Here is a 22,474-nt window from a genome sequence, read left to right as displayed (position 1 = left end):
GGCTAGCGGGCTCCGAGGCCGGTCCGGCAGTCGGACGGCGCAAGACTGGCCCCTTCGACTGGCGCCAGGATGACGAATATCGCCGCCTTCTCGAMGCCATGGGTTACGATCCCGCCTCTTTGGACGCCCTGATCGGTACGACGGGCTTCACCGCTGGCGCACTGTCTTCGATGCTTCTGATGCTTGAGCTCGAGGGCGAGGTTGCCTCCCTGCCCGGGAACCGCTATCAGCGTGTGGTCTGATCGCCGACGCTTGACAGCCGTCACGGCGATATGTTTCCAACTAAATATATACATACGCTGGGGTTCACTCGCCCCGACGGACTTCGGAACCGACTAACGCATGGCTAAGAACCTCCTCATCGTCGAATCGCCGGCCAAGGCCAAGACGATCAACAAGTACCTGGGGCCCGACTTCCAGGTGCTGGCGTCGTATGGCCACGTGCGCGACCTGCGACCGAAGGAGGGCGCGGTCGACCCCGACCATGGCTTCGCCATGGCCTACGAGGTCATCGACCGCAACGAGAAACACGTCGACGCCATTGCCAAGGCGGCGAAGGTAGCGACCAGCATCTATCTCGCGACCGACTTGGATCGCGAAGGTGAGGCGATCTCCTGGCACATCAGCGAAATCCTCCGCGAGCGTGGCCTTCTTGAAGGCAAGGACGTCCAGCGCGTCGTCTTCAGCGAGATCACCCCTCGCGCCATCAAGGAAGCCGTCGCCAATCCGCGCAAGCTGTCCCACGACCTCGTCGATGCCCAGCAGGCCCGTCGCGCCCTCGACTACCTGGTCGGCTTCAACCTCTCTCCGGTGCTCTGGCGCAAGGTGCAGCGCGGTCTCTCGGCAGGACGCGTGCAGTCGCCGGCCCTGCGCATGATCGTCGAGCGCGAGCTGGAGATCGAAGCCTTCACGGCCCGCGAGTACTGGACCATCCAGGCCAACATGGCGCATCCGCAGGGTGATTTCGACGCCCGGCTGGTCAAGCTCGACGGCAAGAAGTTCGAACAGTTCGACCTGACCAACGAGGCCGATGCCACGGCCGCCCGCGCGGCGCTGGAGAAGGCGGCCGCCGGCAAGTTCACGGTCGGCGAAGTCACCAGCCGCGAGCGCAAGCGTCGCCCGGCGCCGCCGTTCACCACGTCCACGCTGCAGCAGGAAGCCGCCCGCAAGCTCGGCTTCTCGACCAGCCGCACCATGCGCGTGGCCCAGGGTCTCTACGAGGGCGTGGCGCTCGGCAGCGAAGGCAACGTCGGCCTGATCAGCTACATGCGTACCGATTCGGTGGCCTTGTCCGACGACGCCGTGACCGAGCTGCGCGAACTCATCGCGCGCGAATACGGCAAGGGTGCCTTGCCCGACGCCGTCCAGGTCTACAAGTCCAAGTCCAAGAACGCCCAGGAAGCGCATGAGGCGATTCGACCCACCTCGGCCATGCACATGCCGCGCACCGTGGCGTCGTTCCTCAACGACGACCAGCGCAAGCTCTACGAGCTGATCTGGAAGCGCACCGTCGCCTGCCAGATGGTCCATGCCACGCTCAACACCGTCTCGGTGGAGTTCCCGGTCGGTGAGTCGGCGTTCCGCGCCACCGGTACCACCGTGATCGATCCGGGCTTCCTCGCCGTGTACGAGGAAGGCAAGGACCAGAAAACCGAGGACGACGACGAGCAGCGCCGCCTGCCGCGCCTGGCCCAGGGCGATGTCGTGCCCGTGGCCGCCGTCGTGGCCGACCAGCATTTCACCGAGCCGCCGCCGCGCTTCTCCGAAGCCAGCCTGGTCAAGACGCTCGAGGAATACGGCATCGGTCGCCCTTCCACTTACGCAAGCATCATCCAGGTGCTGCTCAGCCGTGAGTACGTGCTCCTGGAGAGCCGTCGCTTTCGTCCAACGGACGTTGGTCGTGCCGTAAGCCAGTTCCTTTCCGGTCATTTCGCCCAGTACGTGGATTACGACTTCACCGCCCGCCTCGAAGACGAGCTCGACGCGGTGAGCCGCGGCGAAGAAGCCTGGGTGCCGCTGCTCGAACGCTTCTGGCTGCCGTTCAAGACCCTCGTGGACGACAAGACCGAATCGGTCGATCGCAACGAGGCCACCGGAGCGCGCGAACTCGGCGAAGATCCCAAGAGCGGCAAACCGGTCTCGGTGCGTCTGGGCCGCTATGGTGCCTACGCGCAGATCGGCACCAAGGACGACGAGGCCAAGCCGACCTACGCCAGCCTGCGCCCCGGCCAGAGCATGCACACCATCACGCTCGAGGATGCGATGGAGCTGTTCAAGCTGCCGCGCAACCTCGGCCAGTCCGAGGCGGGTGAAGACATCACCGTCGGCGTCGGCCGCTTTGGTCCTTTCGTGAAGCAGGGCAGTACCTATGCCTCGCTCAAGCCCGAGGACGACCCGTACACCATCGAGCTGCCGCGCGCGCTCCAACTGGTGCAGGAAAAGCTCGAGGCCATCGCCAACCGCATCATCACTGACTTCGGTAACGACATTCAGGTGCTCAACGGCCGCTATGGCCCGTATATCACCGACGGCGAAAAGAACGCGCGCATTCCGAAGGACCGCGAGCCGAAGACGCTGACCCTGCCCGAGTGCATCGAGCTCCTTGCGGCCGCGCCGATCAAGAAGCCGCGTGGCGGAAAGGCGGCAAAGAAGACGGCCACCAAGAAAGCCGCGGCCAAGAAGGCGGCGACGAAGAAAGTCGCTGCTCCGAAGGACGCCACGGCCAAGAAGACAGCCGTGAAGAAAACGGCGGTGAAGAAGACCGCCACCAAGAAGGCAGCGACGAAGAAGACGGCGGCCAAGAAAACGGCGGTGAAGAAGGCGGCGGCCAAGAAGGCGCCGGCCAAGACCGCCGCCGCCAAGTCGGTTTCCCCGTCCGTCGACTGACATGCGCCGCTTCACTACGGCCACGGTCGACGCCGCTGCCGCGCTCGTGCGCGGCGGTGGCGTTCTCGGCTACCCCACCGAGGCCGTGTATGGCCTTGGCTGCGATCCGCATGATCGTGATGCCTTCGATCGCCTCTTCGCATTGAAGGGTCGCCCCGCGACGCAGGGCGTGCTGCTCATCGCCGCCGACTTCGAGCAGATCGCGCCCTACATCGACCTGGCTGCTGTGCCGCCGGCCGTGCTCGACGAGGTCCGCGCCTCGTGGCCCGGGCCCCATACCTGGATTTTTCCGCGTAGCGGCCATGTTCCTGACTGGGTGGCTGGCGCGCATGCCGGCATTGCCCTGCGCGTGACAGCGCATGCCCCCGCGGCCGCGCTGTGCCGCGCCTTCGGTGCCCCGCTGGTCTCCACCAGCGCCAACCCCCATGGGGACGCACCGGCGCGAGACGTTGCCACGCTGGAACGTTACTTCGGTGATCGCCTTGACGGTGCGCTCGACGCGGCACTCGGTGACCAGGAGCGGCCCACCACCATCCGTGACGCCCTCAGCGGCGCTATCATCCGCGCCTGAGAGGGGGAGTAAGCCGTTGTCGATCGTCCATTCCGAGATTTCCGGGCGCCCGGGCGCCTCGCCGTTGCCGTTGCTTGTCGGCCCGCCTTCCCGCGTGGTCGCGTGGCGCGACGGGCATGCCGTGACGGCGGCGACCTTCCTCGGCCACGTACACCAGGTGGCGGCGAAGCTTCCCGAAGCCGACAGCGCGGTCAATCTTTGCGAAGACCGCTACGCCTTCCTTGTCGCCTTCGCGGCCCTCGTGGTGCGTGGCCAGACCAACCTGCTGCCACCCTCGCGCGCACCCCACGCCGTCGATGAAGTCATGGCGAATCATCCCGGTGCCTATGCCATCGGTGAGCTCGACCTGTCGCCCGCACCCCCCGGCTACCTCCGCATGCCGGAGCTGGACGACGTGCTGCCGGCCTGTGGCGGCATCCCGTCGGTGCCAGCCGATGCGGTGGTCGCGATCGGCTACACCTCCGGGTCGACCGGCAAGCCCAAGCCCAACGTGAAGACGTGGGGCAGTTTCGTCGCCAGCAACGCGGGCAATGCCGCCATGCTCGGTTTGGCCATTGGCGACGCGTTCCATGTCGTCGCCACGGTGCCACCCCAGCACATGTACGGCATGGAGATGTCCGTGCTGATGCCCCTGCTTTCCGATGTGAGCGTGCATGCGGGACGGCCCTTCTTCCCGGCGGACGTGGCGAGCGCACTGGCTTCCTTGCCCAAACCGCGCGTCCTGGTGACGACGCCGGTGCACCTTCGTGCGCTGATTGAATCCGGTGTCAGCCTGCCGCCGCTGGCGGCCTTTGTTTCGGCAACGGCGCCCATGCCGGTCGAGCTGGCCACGTCGGCTGAACAGCGTTTCGGCGCGCCGTTGCATGAGGTCTTTGGCTCCACCGAAACCTGCGTATTCGCCAGCCGGCGCACGGCCGTCGACGAGGATTGGCAGCTCTACGACGGCGTGGTGCTGCATCCGCAGCCGGACGGCACGCTGGTCGATGCACCGCAACTGGCCGAGCCCATTGCCCTGGCCGATATCGTTTCGCTGCACGACGAAGGGCGTCGTTTCCGTCTTCGCGGGCGCAACACCGATTTGCTCGAGATCGCGGGCAAGCGCGCTTCGCTGGGCGACCTCAACCGTCGTCTGCTCGCCATCGATGGTGTGGACGACGGCGTGCTGTTCCAGCTGGACGACGGCGATGCAGCAGGCATTCGCCGCATTGCCGGCCTCGTCGTCGCACCCACGCTGACCGTTGACGCCGTGCTCAACGCGCTGCGCCATGCGATGGATCCGGTGTTCTTGCCCCGGCCCCTGCGCCTGGTCGACGCGCTGCCGCGCAACGAGACCGGCAAGCTGCCGCGCGTGCAGCTTATCGAACTGCTCGGCATTCGCTGAGCGCGCCCTCCGTGGCGCCGGGTAGAATGCCGGGTTCAAAGCCTGGAGACACCCCATGAAAGTCCTCGTTATCGGCGGCGGCGGTCGCGAACACGCGCTGGCCTGGAAGCTCGCTCAGTCCGCCCGCGTGGACGAGGTGATCGTGGCGCCGGGCAATGCGGGCACCGCGAAGGAACCGGGGCTGCGCAACGCGCCCGTGGCCGTGACCGATATCGAAGGCTTGCTGGCCCTGGCAAAAAATGAGGGCGTCGAGCTCACGGTCGTCGGGCCGGAAGTGCCGCTGGTCGCCGGTGTGGTGGATCGCTTCACCGCCGATGGCCTGCGCTGTTTCGGACCCACCGCCAAGGCGGCCCAGCTAGAAGGCAGCAAGGCCTTCGCGAAGGACTTCCTGGCCCGCCACCGTATTCCGACCGCGCACTACGCCGTATTCACCGAACTGGCGCCGGCGCTTGCTCACGTGCGCCAGATCGGAGCGCCCATCGTCATCAAGGCCGACGGCCTTGCGGCCGGCAAGGGCGTCGTCGTGGCGATGAGCCTGGACGAGGCAGAGGCGGCGCTGGAAGACATGCTCGGCCAGCAGGCCTTCGGCGACGCATCGTCGCGCGTGGTGATTGAGGAATTCCTCGACGGCGAGGAAGCCAGCTTCATCGTCATCGCCGATGGCAAGCACGCGTTGCCGATGGCGACCAGTCAGGACCACAAGCGTCGTGACGATGGCGACCTGGGACCGAATACGGGCGGCATGGGTGCCTACTCGCCCGCGCCCGTCGTGACCGACGCGGTTTCTGCCCGTGTCATGCGCGAGATCATCCAGCCGACGCTCGACGGCATGGCGGCCGACGGCGCCCCCTTCACCGGATTCCTCTATGCGGGCCTGATGATAGACAAGGCCGGCGTGGCCAAGGTGATCGAGTTCAACGTGCGCTTCGGTGACCCCGAGACGCAGCCGATCATGCTTCGCCTCACCTCCGATCTCGTCGACCTCATCGAAGCGGCGCTGGACGGCGATGTCACGGCGGTGCGCGCCGAATGGGATGCGCGCCCTTCGCTCGGCGTCGTGCTCGCCGCGGGCGGGTATCCCGGCAAGGTGCGTGCGGGAGACGCGATTGAAGGCGCGGATACCGATTTTGGTGCGAACGTCAAAGTCTTCCACGCAGGCAGCGCGCTCGCCGCGGATGGGCGGGCGGTCACCGCCGGCGGTCGCGTCCTTACGGTCTGTGCCGTCGGCGACGACCTCGCCGCCGCTCGCGCGGCAGCCTATGCCGCGCTGGCGACCGTGCGCTTCGAGGGCGCGTTCTATCGCCACGACATCGCCCATCGCGCTCTGGCGCGGGGCTGACCGCACCCTGCGGGGGCTCGGGTACACTCACCGCGAATAAACGGTGGGTGGTCACGGAATGTCCCAGTTCAAACTTCTCGGCACGCGCCGCTTTGCGCCCTTCTTCTGGACGCAGGCGCTCGGCGCGTTCAACGACAACGCGTTTCGCAATGCGATGGTCATGCTGGTCGCCTTCCAGATGGCCTTGCCCGACGCACAGGTGTCGCTCTACACGAACCTCGCGCCTGCGCTGTTCATCCTTCCGTATTTCCTTTTCTCCGCGACGGCCGGGCAGATCGCGGAGAAGTTCGAGAAGACGCGACTCATTCGTTACGTGAAGCTATTCGAGATCGCGGCGATGGTCGTGGCCGCGATAGGCTTCTTCACGCACCACATTTCATTGCTGCTCGTGGTGTTGTTCCTGATGGGCATGCACTCGACCATGTTCGGGCCCATCAAGTATTCGATCCTGCCGCAGGCCCTCCAGCGCGATGAACTGGTCGGCGGCAATGCGCTGGTCGAGATGGGCACGCAGCTGGCCATGCTGGTCGGCATGATTGTCGGCAACTCGCTGATGCTGATCGCGGGCTATGGCACGTTGGCGGCGTCGCTGACGACCATCGCGATTGCCGTGACCGGCTACTTCGTAAGCCGCTCCATTCCCGCTGCGCCAGCCACGGCGCCGACATTGAAATTCAACTGGAATCCTCTAAGCGAAACCTGGCGTGTGCTCAAGCTCACCCACGAGGACCGCGCCATCTTCAACGCGGTGCTTGGTATTTCCTGGTTCTGGTTCTTCGGCACCGTGATGATCGCGCAGCTGCCGAATTACACGCGTCACGTGCTCAGCGGCGACGGCTCGGTGAACACGCTGGCGCTCACGCTGTTCTCCATCGGCACCGGTATCGGCTCGCTGCTCTGCGAGCGGCTCTCCGGCAAGCGGGTGGAAATCGGTCTCGTGCCGATCGGTGCCTTCGGCCTGACCGTGTTCGCGGTCGACCTGTTCTTCGCGCATCCGCTCGTACCGGCAGGCACGACCCTCGGCTGGACCGCCTTTCTGGTGGCGCCGGGTGCGTGGCGGGTCGCGCTGGACCTCACCATGATCGGCGCGTTCGCGGGTTTCTACGTGGTGCCGTTGTTCGCCTTCGTGCAGAGCCGCGCCCCACGGGAACGCCTGTCGCGCATCATCGCCGGCAACAACATCGTGAATGCGCTGCTCATCTGCATTGCGTCGGGGTTCGGCATTGGCCTGGCGGCGCTCGGCTTCAGCGTGCCGACGATCTTCCTCGTCACCGGCCTGATCAACATCGCCGTCGCGGTGTATATCTTCACGCTGGTCCCCGAGTTCATGATGCGGTTCATCACCTGGATCCTCGTGCATACGCTTTACCGCGTGCGCGTGGACGGGCTGAAGAACGTGCCGGACGAAGGCGCCGCGCTGGTGGTTTGCAACCACGTGAGCTTCATGGATCCGCTGATCCTCATGGCCAGCGTGCGTCGGCCCATGCGCTTCGTCATGTACTACAAGATCTTCAACATCCCGGTGTTGAACTTTGTCTTCCGGACCGCGAAGGCGATCCCGATTGCCGGACGCAACGAGGACCCCGCACAGCTGGCGCGGGCGTTCGAACTCATCGACGAGGCGCTGGCCGCGGGCGAGGTGGTCTGCATTTTCCCCGAAGGGGGCCTGACCAAGGATGGTGGCATCGCGACGTTCCGTCCGGGCGTCGACCAGATTCTTGCGCGACGGCCGGTGCCCGTCGTGCCACTGGCGCTGCGGGGCATGTGGGGCAGCATCTTCAGCCGGCACGACAGCGCGCTGCGCCGCTCACGTCTGCCGCGGCGCTTCTGGTCGAGGATCGAGCTGGTGGGCGGCTCACCGCTACCGGCGGGCGAGGCGAATGCGATCGTGCTGGAAGCGCGGGTGGGCGAGCTTCGCGGCGACAAGGCCTGAGTCAGGCGACCCAGGCGGCGAGGACGATCACGGCGACGACGGCAAGCCAGACGATGAGTACGCGGCGGATCACCCGTCGCGCATCTTCGAGTTCGGCGACCGGGTCGCTGACGTCCTGGACGTAGCCGTCGCCCGCCTCGACGTCGGCATCGACACCGGCGCGAGCGACCGCACCGAGGAAGTCCGGGTCAAGACGCGAACGCGGGCTTCCCGACGTGTGGTGCCACTGTTTCCACGCACCGATCACGGCGTCGAAATCCGAGACCAGGGCCATGGCGAAGACCATGAGGTGGGCGGGAATCCAGTCCAGCGCATCGCCGACGCGCTGCGCAGCCGTGCGGGTGGCGCTGTCGAGCGCGAGCGAAGCGTCGCGGCTGAGGATCTGCGCCAACCGGTAGCCGAGGCCGCCGGCCGGGCCGAGGAGAAGAAACCAGAGCAGCACACCGAACCGGCGGCGAAGGGCGCCGTAGAACGCTGCCTCGACGAGCGCCGGAGCGAACCAGGTCAATGCTTCCTCGTCGTGACGCAGACCGGCCATCGCTTCGTCGCGGCGCAGCGTGTCGGGCGCGCGCAGGATGGCATCGATGTCGGTTTCGATCTCACGCGGGCCAAGTGCGTAGACCAGCACGGCGATCGAGAAGACCAGCCACGCAAGGTCGAAGAAGGGGAGGGAGGCAAGCAGGCCGGCGAAGATCGCAGCGGCGACGACGGGCACGAGCAGGATGACAGCGACGCGGCCGGGGCCGGAGGTGTCGCCCAGGCGATTTACCCAGCCGCGAAACCAGCGGTCGTCACGCCACCGCGCAAGCTGCGGCACGCTCCAGACAATGACGAGGGCGATGAGAACGGCGAGGAGACGTAGAGCCATGGCGAGCGCGATCCGCTGGTCGATGCCCCGATTGTAGGGGATCAGCCCCGGGGCGGCGCACTCGCGATGAGTTCATCGAGGCTGATGCCGCGCAGGCCAAGCCAGTGCTCGATCAGTCGGTAGGACACGGAAAGCGGCGGCGGTACGCCGAGCGCGCCCGTGGCCATGCCGGTCACGATATCGTCCACGGAGAACCAGCGTGCGTCTTCGAGTTCGTCGTCGCGCAGGTGGATCTCGCGCGTCTTCGCGGTCGCGGTGAAGCCGACCATCAAAGACGCAGGCAGCGGCCAGGGCTGTGATGAGTGGTAGGTCGCATGCAGCACTTCGATGCCGGACTCTTCGCGCACTTCGCGTCGCACGGCGTCTTCCAGCGACTCGCCCGGTTCGATGAAGCCCGCCAGTGTGGAATAGCGTCCGGCGGGCCATCCGCGCTGGCGACCGAGCAGGCAGCGATCACCGTCTTCGACGATCACGATGATCGCGGCGTCGGTACGCGGGAAATGCATGTGAGCGCCATCGGGATTCGTGCATTGCACGCGATGGCCGGCAGCGACCACGAGGGTCGGCGCACCGCACTGGCTGCAGAACCGGGTTTGGCGCTGCCAATGGGTGATGCCCTTGGCGAAGGCGAACAGGCCCGCGTCGAACGCGGAGAACACGAGGCCCGCTTCGCGCAGCGACACGCGGCGCGAGCCGGTCAGCGTCGTGAAGATCTCGGCCTGCGCTTCGTCCACGACGAGCGCGAACCATGCGATGTCCCCGGAAAGTCCGAGAAACGTGGCGGGAATATCGCCGAAACGCTCGCTGCGCACGGCGGGTGCCATCCATCGCGGCGCATCGTCGTCGCGGCACGCGAAGGCCTGGCCATCGCTGTCGAGGACAAGGAAGCGGCTGCTCGCGTTGCGTTCGAGTTCCTCGACCCAGAGTCGATCGTCACGACGCTCGGCCATGCGGTCGATGTCGATGCCCGCGAAGACGTTCTCGCGAGCGCGCACGGCCACGGCCCGGTCACGCTCCTGCTCGATCGTCACGCCGTGCAGCCGCTCATGCGCTGAATGACGAGCCGCAACCGCAGGTCGTCTTCGCATTCGGATTGCGGATGACGAACTGGGAGCCGCTGAAGGACTCCGCGTAATCGATCTCCGCGCCCGTGAGGTACTGCAGCGACAGGGGATCGACGACGAGCGTCACACCTTCGCGCGAGACCGCGAGGTCGTCTTCGGCCTGGTCTTCGTCGAAGGTGAAACCGTATTGGAAGCCCGAGCAACCGCCGCCGCTGATGTACACGCGCAGCTTGAGGCCGGGATTGCCTTCTTCCTCGATCAGCTGGTGCACCTTACGGGCAGCGGCCTCGGTGAAGGTCAGAGGCGCACCAGCGGACCGGTAGTCCGGGGACGGCGCCATGGGGAAGGGGTTGTTCATGCCACCCATAATGGCGCCGTTCGGCGTCAGGTCAAGCCTCGGCGGGCACCGGGGCGGCCTCGATGGCGGCCTGGGCCAGCTGCCGGACCGTGGCCGGGGCGCGATGGATCATTTTGCCGTTGACCTGGGCGCCGGCGATCATTTCCAGCACCTGGTACTGAACGTCGCCATCGATCCGGGCCAGCGGGGCCAGTTCCAGGCGCTCCGACACCTCGATATCGCCCGTCACGCCGCCGTTGATCACGGCGTGCGGTACCTCGATGCGACCGATAACCCGGCCCGTCTCACTGATGGTGAGTACGCCGTCGCCACCAGGATCCGCGTGCACCGACCCTTCCACCACGCCGTCGAGGTGCAGGGTGCCGCTGAATTGCACGTCGCCGCGAATGGTGACGCCACGTGCGATCAGGCTGGTGGCGGGGGCACCGACCGAGGGAGCCTGGTTCTTCCGGTTACTGCTGAACATGGTTGACCTCATCGTTTCGGGTGGCATCTTCCCAGGGAATCGTACTGGTGACCGGCTCCTCGCCTTCGGCGCTGGCGACGATGCGCAGGCGTGTCGGCTTGAACCCGGCCGGCAGGGTGAAGCTCCCCTGGATCTGCTGGAAATACTTGAAGGAGAACGCAAGGCTCTGGGAGGACGTGGCCTGACCTAAGGTCGCGCCTTCGAGCGTCGCGACCTTGTTGCCCTGGATACCTYCCACGGCCAGGGTCAGGCTGCCTTTGAGCACGTCGCCACGCCGCGCGTTCTGGGTCAGGGTGATCACGAGGTTCCAGCCATTGGACGAACCCTTCACCGGCTCGGTCCGGGCCCCCTGGACCTTCAGGCCATCGCGTTGGCCGTTTCCGCCGACAAGGCGCGAGTAAAACGCGAGGTCAGTGCGCAGCCCGCTGATTTCTTCGTCGCGCTCGGCCAGGTTTCGCTTCAGCTCTTTCGCGGCAATGCCGGCGACCTGGCCTGCGCGCTGCAGGTTCGCGACCTGCTGGCGCAGATCCTCGTTCTCGGCGCCCAGGGCGCGGGTACCGATCCGGTTCGCCACCGCAGCGGGGGCGTGGCCACCCAGCATCCAGGCGAGCAACCCGACGACGACCAGGCTGGCCGCCCAGCCGCCAAGCAGCATGACGCGCTTGCGGCCCTCACGAACGGTGTCGGCGAGGGTGCGCACGACGAATCGCGGCGGATGCCTGGGGGCCATGGACGATTCCGTGGAGAAGGCGTGAAGGCCGGATGGTATAGCCCGCCCTTCCCTTCAGGGTCAACCGACCCGCTCACAAAAAAGCCGCCTCACGGCGGCTTTTCTAGGATCGAGCAGGCGGCGCTCAGTCCGACAGCTTCCCGACCTTGCTCAGCATGTAGCGCTCGGGACCGATGTCCGAGATAAGGCTGAACTGCGTCTCGAGCCAGTCGATGTGCTCTTCTTCCTGGCCAAGGATGAACTTGAACAGGTCGCGGCTGACGAAATCGTGGATGCCTTCGCTGTAGGCAATGGCTTCGCGCAGATCCTTGGTCGCGATCATCTCGAGGTCGAGGTCGCCCTGGAGGGCCTCAACCACGTTTTCGCCGATGCGCAGCTTTCCCAGGTGCTGGAGGTTCGGTAGGCCGTCGAGGAAGAGGATCCGCTCGATCAGTTTGTCCGCATGCTTCATCTCCTCGATCGACTCTTCGTACTCGTGCTTGGCGAGTTCGTTGTAGCCCCAGTCCTTGAACATCCTGTAATGCAGGAAGTACTGGTTGATCGCGGCGAGCTCGTTATAGAGCACCTTGTTGAGGAATTCGATGACCTTTGCGTCGCCCTTCATGAGGGGTCTCCCTGAGTATTCAGCCTCGACTATACGGCGCCGCGAAAGGGCGTGACGAAACGAGAATGAAGACGGTTCGCGTCCGCGAATACGCTACGAAAGCGCTCAGGCGGGGGTCGGCAGGAAGGTCAGAACGGACCGCGTCTGTTCGACGGCCTCGCGCAGGCACTGGCGGGCTTCCGGTTCGCAGGCTCCGCAGCAATCCGAGCAGCCGGTGCGGGCCTGAAGCTGGGCGAACGATTCCACGCCCTCGGCCGCGGCGCGGCGGATGGCGTGATCGGTGACGGCGTTGCACATGCAGATGTACATGGGTGCGCATTCGAATACGAATGCGAACGATTGTCAACTACATAGTTGTGAAGACGGGCGGATGTCCGGACGTTATTCGCCGCCACGGGCCAGTCGCAGCGCCTCGGCTTCCTGGGGGCAGGTGCCCACCGTGACCGAGCAGGTGACTTCCACCGTGGGCGCGAACTGACGCAGGGCCCGTTCGTAGACCTGCCGCTTGAAGTTCACGACATGGTTGGCCGGGTACCAGAAATCCACCCATCGCCATAGGTCGAACTCGGGCTTGTCGCAGGCGTCGAGCTTCAGGGCGTCCTCGCTGCCAGTCAGCCGCAGCAGAAACCACACCTGCTTCTGGCCGATGCAGGTCGGCCGCTGGTGATGGCGGACAAAGCGGCTGGGCAGCCGATATTTCAGCCAGCCGCGGGTTTCGGCCAGGACTTCGACATGGTGGGCATGTAGACCGGTTTCTTCTTCCAGCTCGCGGTACATCGCCTCCAACGGCGTTTCGTCGCTGCGCATGCCTCCCTGGGGGAACTGCCAGCCGTCACGATTCACCCGGCGCGCCCAGAACAGGCGGCCGTCCCCGTTGAGGAGAACGATCCCTACATTCGGTCGATAGCCATCAGCGTCGATCATCCGCCCTCCGCGAACGTGCCGCGCCAGCCGGCGGTGGCCGGATTCACGCGATACGGCCGATTCAACCACACCGCGAGAAGCGTGTACAAGGCGCCACTTGAACGGAAGGCCCGTGCCGATTAAACTGCCCGGCCTTCGTGAGCCCGTCTCGCGAACGACCAGGTTTCACGGCTAGGTAGCTCAGCTGGTCAGAGCGCGGCACTCATAATGCTGAGGTCGGCGGTTCGAGCCCGCCTCTAGCCACCAGAAGAAAAAGAAGGCCGCGCCCCCTGGGCGCGGCTTTTTTCTTGCACGCCGTCAGGAGTCAGGCGGCCGGAAGGGTGTGGGCCTCGGTCACGTCCTCGACACGGGGCGGATTATCCAGGACCGCCCGAGCCAGCTCGATCACGTTATGCACCCGCAACTTGGCCATGAGGTTGGCCCGGTGCAGCTCGACGGTCTTCGGACTGATATTGAGCTCGCCGGCAATGACCTTGTTGAGCTTGCCCTGCATGATGCCGTCGAGAACCTGGGACTCGCGGCGGGTGAGTCCGACGTCGGGTCGCAATGAGGCCAGGGAGTTTGACGCCGGCTCGTCAATGGCCGGCTCGTCCTCGGGAAGGGGCATCAGGAATAYGGCCTCGAAGGCGCCGGACTGTGCGTCGATGGCCTGCCGTGTCATGCGGAACCGCCGGGCAGGAGCGTGCCGGTCACGAAAGATCACTTCGCCAGCGTCACCACTCGGTTCCAGGTGGCTGTCGATCCATGCCGGCCCGGCGCGTCCACGGCCGATGCCGAACTCGCTTAAGAAGGCCCCGTTGACCATGACCACGCGCCCGCCGTCGCGCTGCCAGACCGCGCAGGGCCAGGGCAGGGCGGCGAGCACTTCCTCGGCCAGCCCGCAAAGAAGCGTGCTGCCCGGCGAACCACGTCCAAGGCTCATGAAGCCTCCCGGTTGCTGTGGTTGGCGAAGCCCCCCGGCTCCGCGTTCGTCGTTACCTAATCCATGGTTATCCCATGAAAGCGGCAGGATCATGCCCGTCATAAGTAAAACTGCGAACCCGGTCGTGAAGGGCCCATTGACGGAAATCGTTTACGTAACTGTCCGTTACAATAGGCGGTCACTCCTTTGATCCGGCTCCCATGCGCATCTTCAAGACATTCAACATCGAGGCRGCCCATCGTCTGCCGAATGTGCCCGAAGGGCACAAATGCTCGCGACTTCATGGGCATTCGTTCCGCGTAGAGCTGCACGTGGACGGTCCGATCGACCCGGTTTTCGGCTGGGTCATGGATTTCGGCGACCTGAAGGCACACTTCCAGCCGCTTTACGATCGCCTCGACCATCACTACCTCAACGATATCGAAGGCCTCGATAACCCCACCAGTGAGAACCTCGCCCGTTGGATATTCGAGCGCCTTCGCGTCGATGTACCCGGGCTGGCCCGGGTCGTGGTCCATGAAACCTGTACGTCGGGCGCTGAGTTTTCCGCCGACATGGCGTAAACGCGGGAACAGTACGAGAGGCAAAAGCTGCCTACGCAGGAATTCGCGGTTGCCGCGCTGCAGCAGACGGGTCTACACTCCGGCACCTCCCCGTTCCCCAGCGGTCATATCGATGTCTCACGCAAGCGGTTATGCCGATTTCGCCCGTTTCGTCGAACAGGCTACTGCCGCGCAGGCGCTTGCCTGGCGTGGGATGGAGCGGGTCGCCGATCTCCATCTCCAAGCCCTGGAAGGCCACGCTCGCGCAGCTACCGGCCTGATGGCCGACGCGATGTCCGCGACCGATGCGAGCGCGATGCGCGCGTGGATGGCGCGCRGTGGGGATCTGCAGCGTGAAGGTGTACAGCGCGCCGCGTCCGCCGCCGGCGACATATTCGATGTAGCCGTGGAGACGGCTACGTCCCTCGGCGCACTGGCAGGTCAGCCCGCCCGGGCCTGACCTACCGCGGCTCCCTCGCCAACGACGCGACGGATGTCGCGCCGGCGGGTGGTTATGGCCTTTCTTCGCTTGTCCCGCTGTTTACGGCACTGGTATACTTTTCCAGATTAAACCGTGGCCCGTTGAACCATCTGGTGCCGCCTTCGAGCGAAACCACGGGAGCCTCGCGTTGCTCAACAGTCTTGCAGCCGGTCGTCATCTCGCCATGCGCGTCGTTTTCGCGCAGCTGGTGGTGGCCGTCATTGCCGGGCTCGCATTTCTCCTGCAGGGGCGTCCGGCCGGTCTGGCTGCCTTTGCCGGTGCCCTGATCGTCGCTATCGCCACCGCGCTGCTCGCTGCGCGGGCGTTCAGTGCGCTGGGAGGTGCGGGAGCAACGTTCGTTCGCTTTCTCGTGGGCATGATCCTTCGCTGGATCGTCCTCATCGGCGGACTGGCGCTCATTCTGGTTCAGTGGAAGCTGCCACCCTTGCCCGCGATAGCGGGACTGGTAGCGGCCTTCGCGGTCAATGTATTTGCATTCAGATTCAAGGGTTGAGGCATGGCGAGCGAACCGCAAGGCGGTCTGACCGAATACATCCAGCACCACCTGGGCCACATGACGGTGAATTTCAGCACCGACCATGGCGCGTTCTGGAACCTGCGCATCGACTCCCTCGTGGTGTCGTTCGTGCTGGGCGCTATCTTCTGCCTGTGGTTCTGGCTGTACGCCCGCAAGGCGACCTCCGGCGTGCCGTCGAAGGGCCAGGCGCTGGTCGAGCTGGCGATCGAATTCGTCGACACCCAGGTGAAGGACACCTTCCACGGTGACCGTCGCACGGTGACGCCGTTGGCACTGTCCATCTTCATGTGGGTGTTCTTCATGAACGCGATGGACCTGCTCCCGGTGGATCTCGCCGGCTGGCTGGTGCACACGTTCGCCGGTGCGGAAGTCGCGGAGCACACGCATTTCCGTGCCGTGCCTACGGCCGACATCAACACCACCGTGGGCCTGTCGCTCGCCGTGATCCTCATCGTGATCGGCCATGGCATCAAGGCCAAGGGCGGCTTCGGTTACGGCAAGGAAATGCTGACCGCGCCGTTCCATGCCGAAAGCCTGTGGGCCAAGGCCATCCTGCTGATTCCCAACCTGCTTCTCAACGTCGTCGAAACACTGTCGAAACCCGTGTCGCTCGCGATGCGACTGTTCGGCAACATGTACGGTGGCGAATTGGTGTTCATGCTGATCGCCGGCCTGATGGTGAGCTGGATCGGCTTCGTGCCTGGCGTCGTGTTCAACACGGCGTGGGCGATCTTCCACATCCTGATCATCGCCCTCCAGGCGTTCATCTTCATGATGCTGACGATCGTCTACATCGCCACGGCGCGGGAACACCACTAACTCACCGCACCGACGTTAGACGTTCAATCCATTCTGTTTCGTTTCACACCAACCTTTAAAGATCCCAGGAGAACACCATGGAACTCGCCTCGCTCTTCGCCCACGTCCAGGGCATGACCGCTATCGCCATCGGCGTGATCATCGGCCTCGGCGCGCTCGGCGCCTGTCTCGGTATCGCCATCATGGGCTCGAAGTTCCTCGAGTCGGCCGCCCGTCAGCCTGAGCTGGTTCCGCTGCTCCAGGGTCGTATGTTCCTGCTCGCCGGCCTGATCGACGCGGCGTTCATCATCGGCCTGGCCATCGCCCTGCTGCTCGCTTTCTCGAACCCGCTGATCAACGTCCTGCGCACCGCTTCCGGCGGCTAAGCAAGCGTTTGTCTTCGTCGCCGTGGCCGCAATGCCACGGCGACCGTCAGTACCCCAGCGTTCGGAGTCTTTGGAGAGATCATGGAAATTAACATGACCTTCCTGGGCCAGATGATCTCTTTTGCGATCCTGGTCTGGTTCACCACCAAGTTCATCTGGCCCCAGCTCAACGGTGCCATCGAAGAACGCCAGAAGAAGGTGGCCGAAGGGCTCGCCGCGGCCGAGCGTGCTCGTGCCGAGCTGAAGGATGCCGACGCCAAGGTCGCTGTCGAGATCAAGCAGGCTCGCCTCCAGGCGACCGAGATCATCGACAAGGCCCAGCAGCAGGCCAACCAGCTTCTCGAGAAGGCCCGCGCCGAAGCCACCGGTGAGATCAACCGTCTGAAGGCCCAGGCCCAGGACGAGATCGCCTCGATGGCCCAGCGTGCCCGTGAACAGCTTCGCGAACAGGTCGGCGCCCTCGCCGTGCGTGGCGCGGAGAAGATCGTGCAGCGTGAAATCGATCCGGCGGCCCACAGGGCGCTGCTCGACCAACTCGCCGCCGAGATCTGATCATGGCCCAGGCGCTCACCCTCGCTCGTCCCTACGCACGCGCCGCTTTCGAAGTGGCGCATGCGTCGGGTTCGCTCGCCGGCTGGTCCCATGCGCTGAGCTTCGCGGCCATCGTCGCGGAGGACCCGCGCGTTGCCGGCCTGACCAACGACCCGCGCGTGTTGCCGGCGCAACTGGTTGCACTGCACCTTCCGCAGGACATGGCCACCGATACGCCCTTCGCGAACTTTCTCGCCGAGCTGGCGGAAAACGGCCGTCTCGTGCTGTTGCCGGAAATCGCGGCGCTCTACGACGACTACAAGCGAGAGTCGGAGCAGACCCTGAAGGTCAAGGTCACGAGCGCACTGGATCTCGATACGGCGCAGGCGGACCTGCTGCGCGCCTCGCTGAAGCGTCGCTTCAAGCTCGAGATCGAACTGGATACGCACGTCGATCCGGCGCTGCTTGGTGGTGTCGTCATCGACACCGGCGAGCAGGTCATCGACGGTTCCGCGCGCGGCCGCCTGCAGCGGCTGGCCAGCGCGCTGACGCACTGATACGAATTAAGGGAAGGCAACCATGTCCAGCACCACACTGAATCCCTCCGAGATCAGCGAGCTGATCAAGACCCGCATCGAGCAGTTCAAGCTCGGCGCCGAGGCACGCAACGAAGGCACGATCATCAGCGTGTCCGACGGCATCGTGCGCATCCACGGCCTGGCCGACGTGATGCAGGGCGAAATGATCGAACTGCCGAACAACACGTTCGCCCTCGCGCTGAACCTCGAGCGCGACTCGGTCGGCGCCGTGGTGCTCGGTGAGTACCAGCACCTGCGCGAAGGCGATGCCGCCAAGACCACCGGCCGCATCCTCGAAGTGCCGGTCGGCCCGGGTCTGCTCGGCCGCGTTGTCGACGCGCTGGGCAACCCGATCGACGGCAAGGGTCCGATCGACGCCGTGGGCACCAGCCCGGTCGAAAAGGTCGCGCCGGGCGTCATCTGGCGCCAGTCGGTCGACCAGCCCATGCAGACGGGCTACAAGTCCATCGACTCGATGATCCCGATCGGCCGAGGCCAGCGCGAGCTGATCATCGGCGACCGCCAGACGGGCAAGACCGCCGTCGCGATCGACGCGATCATCAACCAGAAGCACTCGGGCATTAAGTGCATCTACGTGGCCATCGGCCAGAAGCGCAGCTCGATCGCCAACGTCGTGCGCAAGCTCGAAGAGAACGGCGCGCTGGCCAACACCATCGTTGTCGTCGCTTCGGCGTCCGAAGCGGCTGCCCTGCAGTACGTCGCGCCGTATTCCGGCTGCGCCATGGGTGAGTACTTCCGTGACATCGGCGAAGATGCGCTGATCGTGTACGACGACCTCTCCAAGCAGGCCGTCGCTTACCGCCAGATCTCGCTGCTGCTCAAGCGTCCGCCGGGTCGCGAAGCCTATCCGGGCGACGTCTTCTATCTCCACTCGCGTCTGCTCGAGCGCGCTTCGCGCGTCAGCGCCGAATACGTCGAGAAGATGACCGACGGCAAAGTGAAGGGCAAGACGGGTTCGCTCACCGCCCTGCCGATCATCGAGACTCAGGCCGGCGACGTTTCCGCGTTCGTTCCGACCAACGTCATCTCGATCACCGACGGCCAGATCTTCCTCGAGACCGATCTGTTCAACGCCGGTATCCGTCCGCCCGTGAACGCCGGTATCTCGGTGTCGCGCGTCGGTGGTGCCGCACAGACCAAGATCATCAAGAAACTCTCCGGTGGCGTGAAGCTCGCCCTCGCGCAGTACCGCGAGCTGGCTGCCTTCGCGCAGTTCGCTTCGGACCTGGATGCCGCCACGCGCGCGCAGCTGGACCGCGGCCAGCGCGTCACGGAACTGATGAAGCAGCCGCAGTACTCGCCGCTGTCGATCGCCGAGCTCGGTGTGTCCGTGTTCGCCGCCGAGAAGGGTTACCTCGACGACCTGCCGATCAACAAGGTGCTGCCGTTCGAGAAGGGCCTGCATGCCTTCTTCCGCCAGAACCACGCCGAGCTGATGACCAAGATCGACGAAACCGGTGACTGGGACAAGGACATCGAGGCGACCTTCAAGTCGGCCACGGACGAGTTCAAGAAGACCGGTAGCTGGTAATAGCGAGACACGCGCGGCGGGCGACATCGCCCGCCGCGTGGAACACCTGGCGTCACCCTTTACAGACGAGTAAGCCATGGCAAGCGGCCGCGAAATCAAAACCAAGATCAAGAGCACGCAGAACATGCGCAAGGTGACGCGTGCGCTCGAAATGGTCTCGGCGTCGAAGATCCGCAAGGCGCAGGACCTGATGAAGGCCTCGCGTCCCTATGCGCGCCTGATGCGCAAGGTGATCGCGCACGTCGCCCAGGCCAGCACGGACTTCGTGCACCCGTTCCTCACCGAGCGCGAGAACGTCGCGCGCGTCGGCTTCATCGTGGTGTCGACGGACCGCGGCCTCGCCGGCGGCCTCAACTCCAACCTGTTCCGTCGCACGCTCACCTCCATTCGTGAGTGGCAGGGCAAGGGCGCCGAGATCGACGTGGTTGCCGTCGGCCAGAAGGCCGTCAGTTTCTTCCGCCGCATCAAGGGCGTGAACCTGATCGGCACGGCGACGCACCTGGGTGAGAAGCCGAAGCTCGAAGACCTCATCGGCGTGATCAAGGTCGTCCTCGACGCGTACTCCGATAACAAGCTCGACCGCGTGTTCCTGGTCTACAACGACTTCGTGAACACCATCGTGCAGAAGCCGACCATCGAGGCGCTGTTGCCGGTGTCGCTGGTCGCGCAGGAACTCGAGAACGCCGAAGGCAAGGCATCCGAAGGCGTGAAGGTCGAACAGACCCACGACTGGGATTACATCTACGAACCCGACGCGCGCACGGTGCTCGAGCACCTGATGACGCGCTACATCGAGTCCGTGGTGTACCAGGCCGCGCTGGAGAACCTCGCCAGCGAGCACGCTGCACGCATGGTCGCCATGAAGGCCGCCTCGGACAACGCCAACAAGGTCATCGGCGAACTGACGCTGGTCTACAACAAGGCACGTCAGGCGGCGATTACCCAGGAAATCTCGGAAATCGTCGGCGGCGCCGCCRCGGTCTGACCGAAACCCCAAAGCGATGGCGACGCAGCATGCGGCGCCGAAACAGAACCTTACGAAGATTCATCCGGAGCATTCCATGAGCCAGGGCAAAGTTGTTCAGATCATCGGCGCGGTCGTCGACGTCGAATTCGCGCGCGACCAGGTGCCGGAGATTTACGACGCACTGAAGGTCGACGGCACCGAGATCACCCTCGAAGTGCAGCAGCAGCTCGGTGACGGTATCGTGCGCACCATCGCGCTCGGTTCCACCGACGGCCTGCGCCGCAACCTGATCGCCCGCAACACCGGCGAAGGCATCAAGGTGCCGGTCGGCAAGGCCACCCTCGGCCGCATCATGGACGTGCTCGGTCGCCCGATCGACGAAGCCGGCCCGATCGGCGAGACCGAACAGTGGGTCATCCACCGCGAGGCCCCGGCTTACGACGAGCAGGCTGCCGGCAACGAACTGCTGGAAACCGGCATCAAGGTCATCGACCTGATGTGCCCGTTCGCCAAGGGCGGCAAGGTCGGCCTGTTCGGCGGCGCCGGCGTCGGCAAGACSGTCAACATGATGGAGCTCATCAACAACATCGCCAAGGCGCACGCGGGTCTGTCCGTGTTTGCCGGCGTGGGTGAGCGCACGCGTGAAGGTAACGACTTCTATCACGAGATGAAGGACTCCAACGTCCTCGATAAAGTCGCGATGGTCTACGGCCAGATGAACGAGCCGCCGGGTAACCGCCTGCGCGTCGCGCTGACCGGCCTGACCATGGCCGAGTACTTCCGCGACGAGAAGGACGAGACCGGCAAGGGCAAGGACGTCCTGCTCTTCGTCGACAACATCTACCGCTACACGCTGGCCGGTACCGAAGTGTCGGCACTGCTCGGCCGTATGCCGTCGGCCGTGGGTTACCAGCCGACGCTGGCCGAGGAAATGGGCGTCCTTCAGGAGCGCATCACCTCGACCAAGACCGGCTCGATCACCTCGATCCAGGCCGTCTACGTGCCCGCGGATGACCTTACCGATCCGTCCCCGGCGACCACGTTCGCGCATCTCGATGCAACGGTCACGCTGAGCCGCGATATCGCCTCGCTGGGTATCTACCCGGCCGTCGATCCGCTGGCATCCAGCAGCCGCCAGCTCGACGCCGCCGTGATCGGCCAGGAGCACTACGACATCGCCCGTCGCGTGCAGGGCACCCTGCAGCGCTACAAGGAACTGAAGGACATCATCGCCATCCTCGGCATGGACGAGCTGTCCCCGGAAGACAAGGCTTCGGTGTCGCGCGCCCGCAAGATCGAGCGCTTCTTCTCGCAGCCGTTCCACGTGGCCGAAGTCTTCACCGGCTCGCCGGGCAAGTACGTCGCCCTGAAGGACACGATCCGCGGCTTCAAGATGATCCTCGACGGCGAGCTCGACTATCTGCCCGAGCAGGCCTTCTACATGGTCGGCGGCATCGACGAAGCCATCAAGAAGGGCGAGGAAATGGGTGCGAAGAAGGCTGCGTAAGCGCCTTCTTTCCCCACTCCTTACCTAGGAAGACAAACCCATGACCCACACCATTCGCGTCGACATTGTCAGCGCCGAAGCCGAGATCTACTCCGGCGAAGCCACGCTCGTGGTCGCCACCGGTGAGCTCGGCGAGCTGGGTATCGCGCCGCGTCACGCGCCGCTGATCACCCGCCTCAAGCCGGGCCACGTGGACGTGGTTGCTGCCGGCGGTGAGCGCCAGCAGTTCTACGTCTCCGGCGGCATCCTCGAGGTGCAGCCGCAGGTCGTGACGATCCTCGCCGTTACGGCCGTTCGCGCGGCCGATCTCGACGAAGCCGCCGCCCTGAAGGCGAAGGGCGAGGCCGAAGCCGCCCTGGCCAACCGTGGCGAGACGCTGGACGTCGCCGAGGCCCAGGCCAAGCTGGCCGAGGCCCTGGCCCAGCTGCAGGCCCTCGAGCGCATGCGCAAGACCCTCAAGCACTAACAGCGAGCCCCCTGCGGGGACAGATCCCCAGTGGGGACAGCCTCCCTGTGGGAGCCGCTTCAGCGGCGATGCTCTTCAAAGG

General features: G+C 65.1%; 26 protein-coding genes and 1 tRNA gene. 18 read left to right on the top strand and 9 right to left on the bottom strand.

The genetic code is table 11. The features are described 5' to 3' along the window. The 6 genes from AC1DSN_RS02100 to AC1DSN_RS02075 form a co-directional block, all read left to right on the top strand. The coding region (locus AC1DSN_RS02100; protein WP_477329399.1) for a DprA-like winged helix domain-containing protein at positions 1-242 on the top strand (242 nt) is incomplete at its 5' end. A 100-nt stretch (positions 243-342) separates the two neighbouring features. Continuing rightward, positions 343-2,886 (top strand): DNA topoisomerase I, encoded by a 2,544-nt coding sequence (locus AC1DSN_RS02095; protein ID WP_063572415.1) that lies wholly within the window; start codon positions 343-345, stop codon positions 2,884-2,886. Position 2,887: 1 nt separating this feature from the next. After that, complete coding sequence (gene tsaC, locus AC1DSN_RS02090; protein WP_213948920.1) at positions 2,888-3,457, top strand: L-threonylcarbamoyladenylate synthase type 1 TsaC; 570 nt, start codon at positions 2,888-2,890, stop codon at positions 3,455-3,457. Between the two features lie 16 nt (positions 3,458-3,473). Next, positions 3,474-4,838 (top strand): AMP-binding protein, encoded by a 1,365-nt coding sequence (locus tag AC1DSN_RS02085; protein ID WP_477295151.1) that lies wholly within the window; start codon positions 3,474-3,476, stop codon positions 4,836-4,838. Between the two features lie 55 nt (positions 4,839-4,893). Continuing rightward, positions 4,894-6,177 (top strand): phosphoribosylamine--glycine ligase, encoded by a 1,284-nt coding sequence (purD, locus tag AC1DSN_RS02080; protein WP_477295149.1) that lies wholly within the window; start codon positions 4,894-4,896, stop codon positions 6,175-6,177. 58 nt (positions 6,178-6,235) lie between these two features. Further along, complete coding sequence (locus tag AC1DSN_RS02075) at positions 6,236-8,110, top strand: MFS transporter (protein ID WP_477329396.1); 1,875 nt, start codon at positions 6,236-6,238, stop codon at positions 8,108-8,110. A gap of 1 nt (position 8,111) precedes the next feature. On the opposite strand, the gene AC1DSN_RS02070 is transcribed toward AC1DSN_RS02075, so the two are convergent. From AC1DSN_RS02070 to AC1DSN_RS02035, 8 genes are all read right to left on the bottom strand, one after another. Continuing rightward, positions 8,112-8,978 (bottom strand): beta-lactamase induction protein, encoded by an 867-nt coding sequence (locus AC1DSN_RS02070; protein ID WP_477295145.1) that lies wholly within the window; start codon positions 8,976-8,978, stop codon positions 8,112-8,114. A gap of 41 nt (positions 8,979-9,019) precedes the next feature. After that, the gene (gene nudC, locus AC1DSN_RS02065; RefSeq protein WP_477295143.1) at positions 9,020-10,009 is read right to left on the bottom strand and encodes an NAD(+) diphosphatase; all 990 of its coding nucleotides are present in this window, start codon (positions 10,007-10,009) and stop codon (positions 9,020-9,022) included. A gap of 13 nt (positions 10,010-10,022) precedes the next feature. Next, positions 10,023-10,400: an iron-sulfur cluster insertion protein ErpA gene (gene erpA, locus AC1DSN_RS02060; protein ID WP_477295141.1), complete on the bottom strand. Its 378-nt coding sequence runs from the start codon at positions 10,398-10,400 to the stop codon at positions 10,023-10,025. A 31-nt stretch (positions 10,401-10,431) separates the two neighbouring features. Beyond that, positions 10,432-10,866 (bottom strand): bactofilin family protein, encoded by a 435-nt coding sequence (locus tag AC1DSN_RS02055; RefSeq protein ID WP_477295139.1) that lies wholly within the window; start codon positions 10,864-10,866, stop codon positions 10,432-10,434. Further along, entirely contained in the window at positions 10,853-11,596 is a 744-nt protein-coding gene (locus AC1DSN_RS02050; RefSeq protein WP_477329394.1) for a DUF6776 family protein, read from the bottom strand. Before AC1DSN_RS02050 ends, AC1DSN_RS02055 begins: the two co-directional genes overlap by 14 nt. Before the next feature lie 124 nt (positions 11,597-11,720). Continuing rightward, positions 11,721-12,200 carry a bacterioferritin gene (gene bfr, locus AC1DSN_RS02045; protein ID WP_046966945.1) on the bottom strand — a complete coding sequence of 160 codons (480 nt, stop codon included), beginning with the start codon at positions 12,198-12,200 and terminating at the stop codon, positions 11,721-11,723. Positions 12,201-12,305: 105 nt separating this feature from the next. Then, positions 12,306-12,509 carry a (2Fe-2S)-binding protein gene (locus AC1DSN_RS02040; protein ID WP_063571184.1) on the bottom strand — a complete coding sequence of 68 codons (204 nt, stop codon included), beginning with the start codon at positions 12,507-12,509 and terminating at the stop codon, positions 12,306-12,308. Between the two features lie 72 nt (positions 12,510-12,581). Further along, positions 12,582-13,124, bottom strand: a complete 543-nt coding sequence (locus AC1DSN_RS02035) for an RNA pyrophosphohydrolase (RefSeq protein ID WP_107910717.1) — start codon at positions 13,122-13,124, stop codon at positions 12,582-12,584. 169 nt (positions 13,125-13,293) lie between these two features. Between AC1DSN_RS02035 and AC1DSN_RS02030 the strand changes: the two genes are divergently transcribed. Then, positions 13,294-13,370: transfer RNA gene (locus AC1DSN_RS02030), tRNA-Met, on the top strand. Between the two features lie 58 nt (positions 13,371-13,428). Here the strand turns inward: AC1DSN_RS02030 and AC1DSN_RS02025 are convergent. Further along, entirely contained in the window at positions 13,429-14,046 is a 618-nt protein-coding gene (locus tag AC1DSN_RS02025; protein WP_477329392.1) for a LuxR C-terminal-related transcriptional regulator, read from the bottom strand. Between the two features lie 200 nt (positions 14,047-14,246). On the opposite strand from AC1DSN_RS02025, the gene queD reads away from it, so the two are divergent. The 11 genes from queD to AC1DSN_RS01970 all read left to right on the top strand — a co-directional run bounded on the left by queD (position 14,247) and on the right by AC1DSN_RS01970 (position 22,392). Continuing rightward, positions 14,247-14,609: a 6-carboxytetrahydropterin synthase QueD gene (gene queD / locus AC1DSN_RS02020; RefSeq protein WP_477295132.1), complete on the top strand. Its 363-nt coding sequence runs from the start codon at positions 14,247-14,249 to the stop codon at positions 14,607-14,609. 112 nt (positions 14,610-14,721) lie between these two features. Further along, entirely contained in the window at positions 14,722-15,048 is a 327-nt protein-coding gene (locus AC1DSN_RS02015; RefSeq protein WP_477329390.1) for a phasin family protein, read from the top strand. A 169-nt stretch (positions 15,049-15,217) separates the two neighbouring features. Further along, positions 15,218-15,583 carry an ATP synthase subunit I gene (locus tag AC1DSN_RS02010; protein ID WP_231873870.1) on the top strand — a complete coding sequence of 122 codons (366 nt, stop codon included), beginning with the start codon at positions 15,218-15,220 and terminating at the stop codon, positions 15,581-15,583. A 3-nt stretch (positions 15,584-15,586) separates the two neighbouring features. After that, positions 15,587-16,426 (top strand): F0F1 ATP synthase subunit A, encoded by an 840-nt coding sequence (gene atpB, locus AC1DSN_RS02005; RefSeq protein WP_063571179.1) that lies wholly within the window; start codon positions 15,587-15,589, stop codon positions 16,424-16,426. A 77-nt stretch (positions 16,427-16,503) separates the two neighbouring features. Next, positions 16,504-16,791 (top strand): F0F1 ATP synthase subunit C, encoded by a 288-nt coding sequence (gene atpE, locus AC1DSN_RS02000; RefSeq protein ID WP_063571178.1) that lies wholly within the window; start codon positions 16,504-16,506, stop codon positions 16,789-16,791. 81 nt (positions 16,792-16,872) lie between these two features. Then, entirely contained in the window at positions 16,873-17,343 is a 471-nt protein-coding gene (locus AC1DSN_RS01995; protein WP_107910707.1) for a F0F1 ATP synthase subunit B, read from the top strand. Positions 17,344-17,345: 2 nt separating this feature from the next. Beyond that, on the top strand, positions 17,346-17,879 hold the full coding sequence (locus AC1DSN_RS01990; RefSeq protein WP_477296971.1) for a F0F1 ATP synthase subunit delta: 534 nt from the start codon (positions 17,346-17,348) through the stop codon (positions 17,877-17,879). A 22-nt stretch (positions 17,880-17,901) separates the two neighbouring features. Further along, the gene (atpA, locus tag AC1DSN_RS01985; RefSeq protein ID WP_063571175.1) at positions 17,902-19,452 is read left to right on the top strand and encodes a F0F1 ATP synthase subunit alpha; all 1,551 of its coding nucleotides are present in this window, start codon (positions 17,902-17,904) and stop codon (positions 19,450-19,452) included. Between the two features lie 76 nt (positions 19,453-19,528). Further along, a complete protein-coding gene (gene atpG, locus AC1DSN_RS01980; RefSeq protein WP_477329387.1) occupies positions 19,529-20,437 on the top strand; it encodes a F0F1 ATP synthase subunit gamma in 909 nt (302 codons plus the stop codon). Positions 20,438-20,513: 76 nt separating this feature from the next. Continuing rightward, positions 20,514-21,926 (top strand): F0F1 ATP synthase subunit beta, encoded by a 1,413-nt coding sequence (gene atpD / locus AC1DSN_RS01975; RefSeq protein WP_063571185.1) that lies wholly within the window; start codon positions 20,514-20,516, stop codon positions 21,924-21,926. A 40-nt stretch (positions 21,927-21,966) separates the two neighbouring features. Further along, positions 21,967-22,392: a F0F1 ATP synthase subunit epsilon gene (locus AC1DSN_RS01970; RefSeq protein WP_477296968.1), complete on the top strand. Its 426-nt coding sequence runs from the start codon at positions 21,967-21,969 to the stop codon at positions 22,390-22,392. The last annotated feature ends 82 nt before the right edge of the window (positions 22,393-22,474 follow it).

The sequence above is a fragment of the Luteibacter sp. P4_D7_3 genome (genome assembly GCF_056401735.1).
Note: the sequence above shows the minus strand (reverse complement) of the source record. Positions and strands in the feature narration are given on the sequence as shown.

What these genes read in the sequence shown, in the direction of transcription:
- AC1DSN_RS02040 (WP_063571184.1), bottom strand. Translation starts at nt 12,509, where the DNA reads ATGTACATCTGCATGTGCAACGCCGTCACCGATCACGCCATCCGCCGC.
- atpE (WP_063571178.1), top strand. Translation starts at nt 16,504, where the DNA reads ATGGAACTCGCCTCGCTCTTCGCCCACGTCCAGGGCATGACCGCTATC.
- tsaC (WP_213948920.1), top strand. Translation starts at nt 2,888, where the DNA reads ATGCGCCGCTTCACTACGGCCACGGTCGACGCCGCTGCCGCGCTCGTG.
- AC1DSN_RS02055 (WP_477295139.1), bottom strand. Translation starts at nt 10,866, where the DNA reads ATGTTCAGCAGTAACCGGAAGAACCAGGCTCCCTCGGTCGGTGCCCCC.
- AC1DSN_RS02075 (WP_477329396.1), top strand. Translation starts at nt 6,236, where the DNA reads ATGTCCCAGTTCAAACTTCTCGGCACGCGCCGCTTTGCGCCCTTCTTC.
- AC1DSN_RS01990 (WP_477296971.1), top strand. Translation starts at nt 17,346, where the DNA reads ATGGCCCAGGCGCTCACCCTCGCTCGTCCCTACGCACGCGCCGCTTTC.
- AC1DSN_RS02035 (WP_107910717.1), bottom strand. Translation starts at nt 13,124, where the DNA reads ATGATCGACGCTGATGGCTATCGACCGAATGTAGGGATCGTTCTCCTC.
- AC1DSN_RS02070 (WP_477295145.1), bottom strand. Translation starts at nt 8,978, where the DNA reads ATGGCTCTACGTCTCCTCGCCGTTCTCATCGCCCTCGTCATTGTCTGG.
- atpB (WP_063571179.1), top strand. Translation starts at nt 15,587, where the DNA reads ATGGCGAGCGAACCGCAAGGCGGTCTGACCGAATACATCCAGCACCAC.
- atpA (WP_063571175.1), top strand. Translation starts at nt 17,902, where the DNA reads ATGTCCAGCACCACACTGAATCCCTCCGAGATCAGCGAGCTGATCAAG.
- AC1DSN_RS01995 (WP_107910707.1), top strand. Translation starts at nt 16,873, where the DNA reads ATGGAAATTAACATGACCTTCCTGGGCCAGATGATCTCTTTTGCGATC.
- AC1DSN_RS02095 (WP_063572415.1), top strand. Translation starts at nt 343, where the DNA reads ATGGCTAAGAACCTCCTCATCGTCGAATCGCCGGCCAAGGCCAAGACG.
- purD (WP_477295149.1), top strand. Translation starts at nt 4,894, where the DNA reads ATGAAAGTCCTCGTTATCGGCGGCGGCGGTCGCGAACACGCGCTGGCC.
- AC1DSN_RS01970 (WP_477296968.1), top strand. Translation starts at nt 21,967, where the DNA reads ATGACCCACACCATTCGCGTCGACATTGTCAGCGCCGAAGCCGAGATC.
- erpA (WP_477295141.1), bottom strand. Translation starts at nt 10,400, where the DNA reads ATGAACAACCCCTTCCCCATGGCGCCGTCCCCGGACTACCGGTCCGCT.
- bfr (WP_046966945.1), bottom strand. Translation starts at nt 12,200, where the DNA reads ATGAAGGGCGACGCAAAGGTCATCGAATTCCTCAACAAGGTGCTCTAT.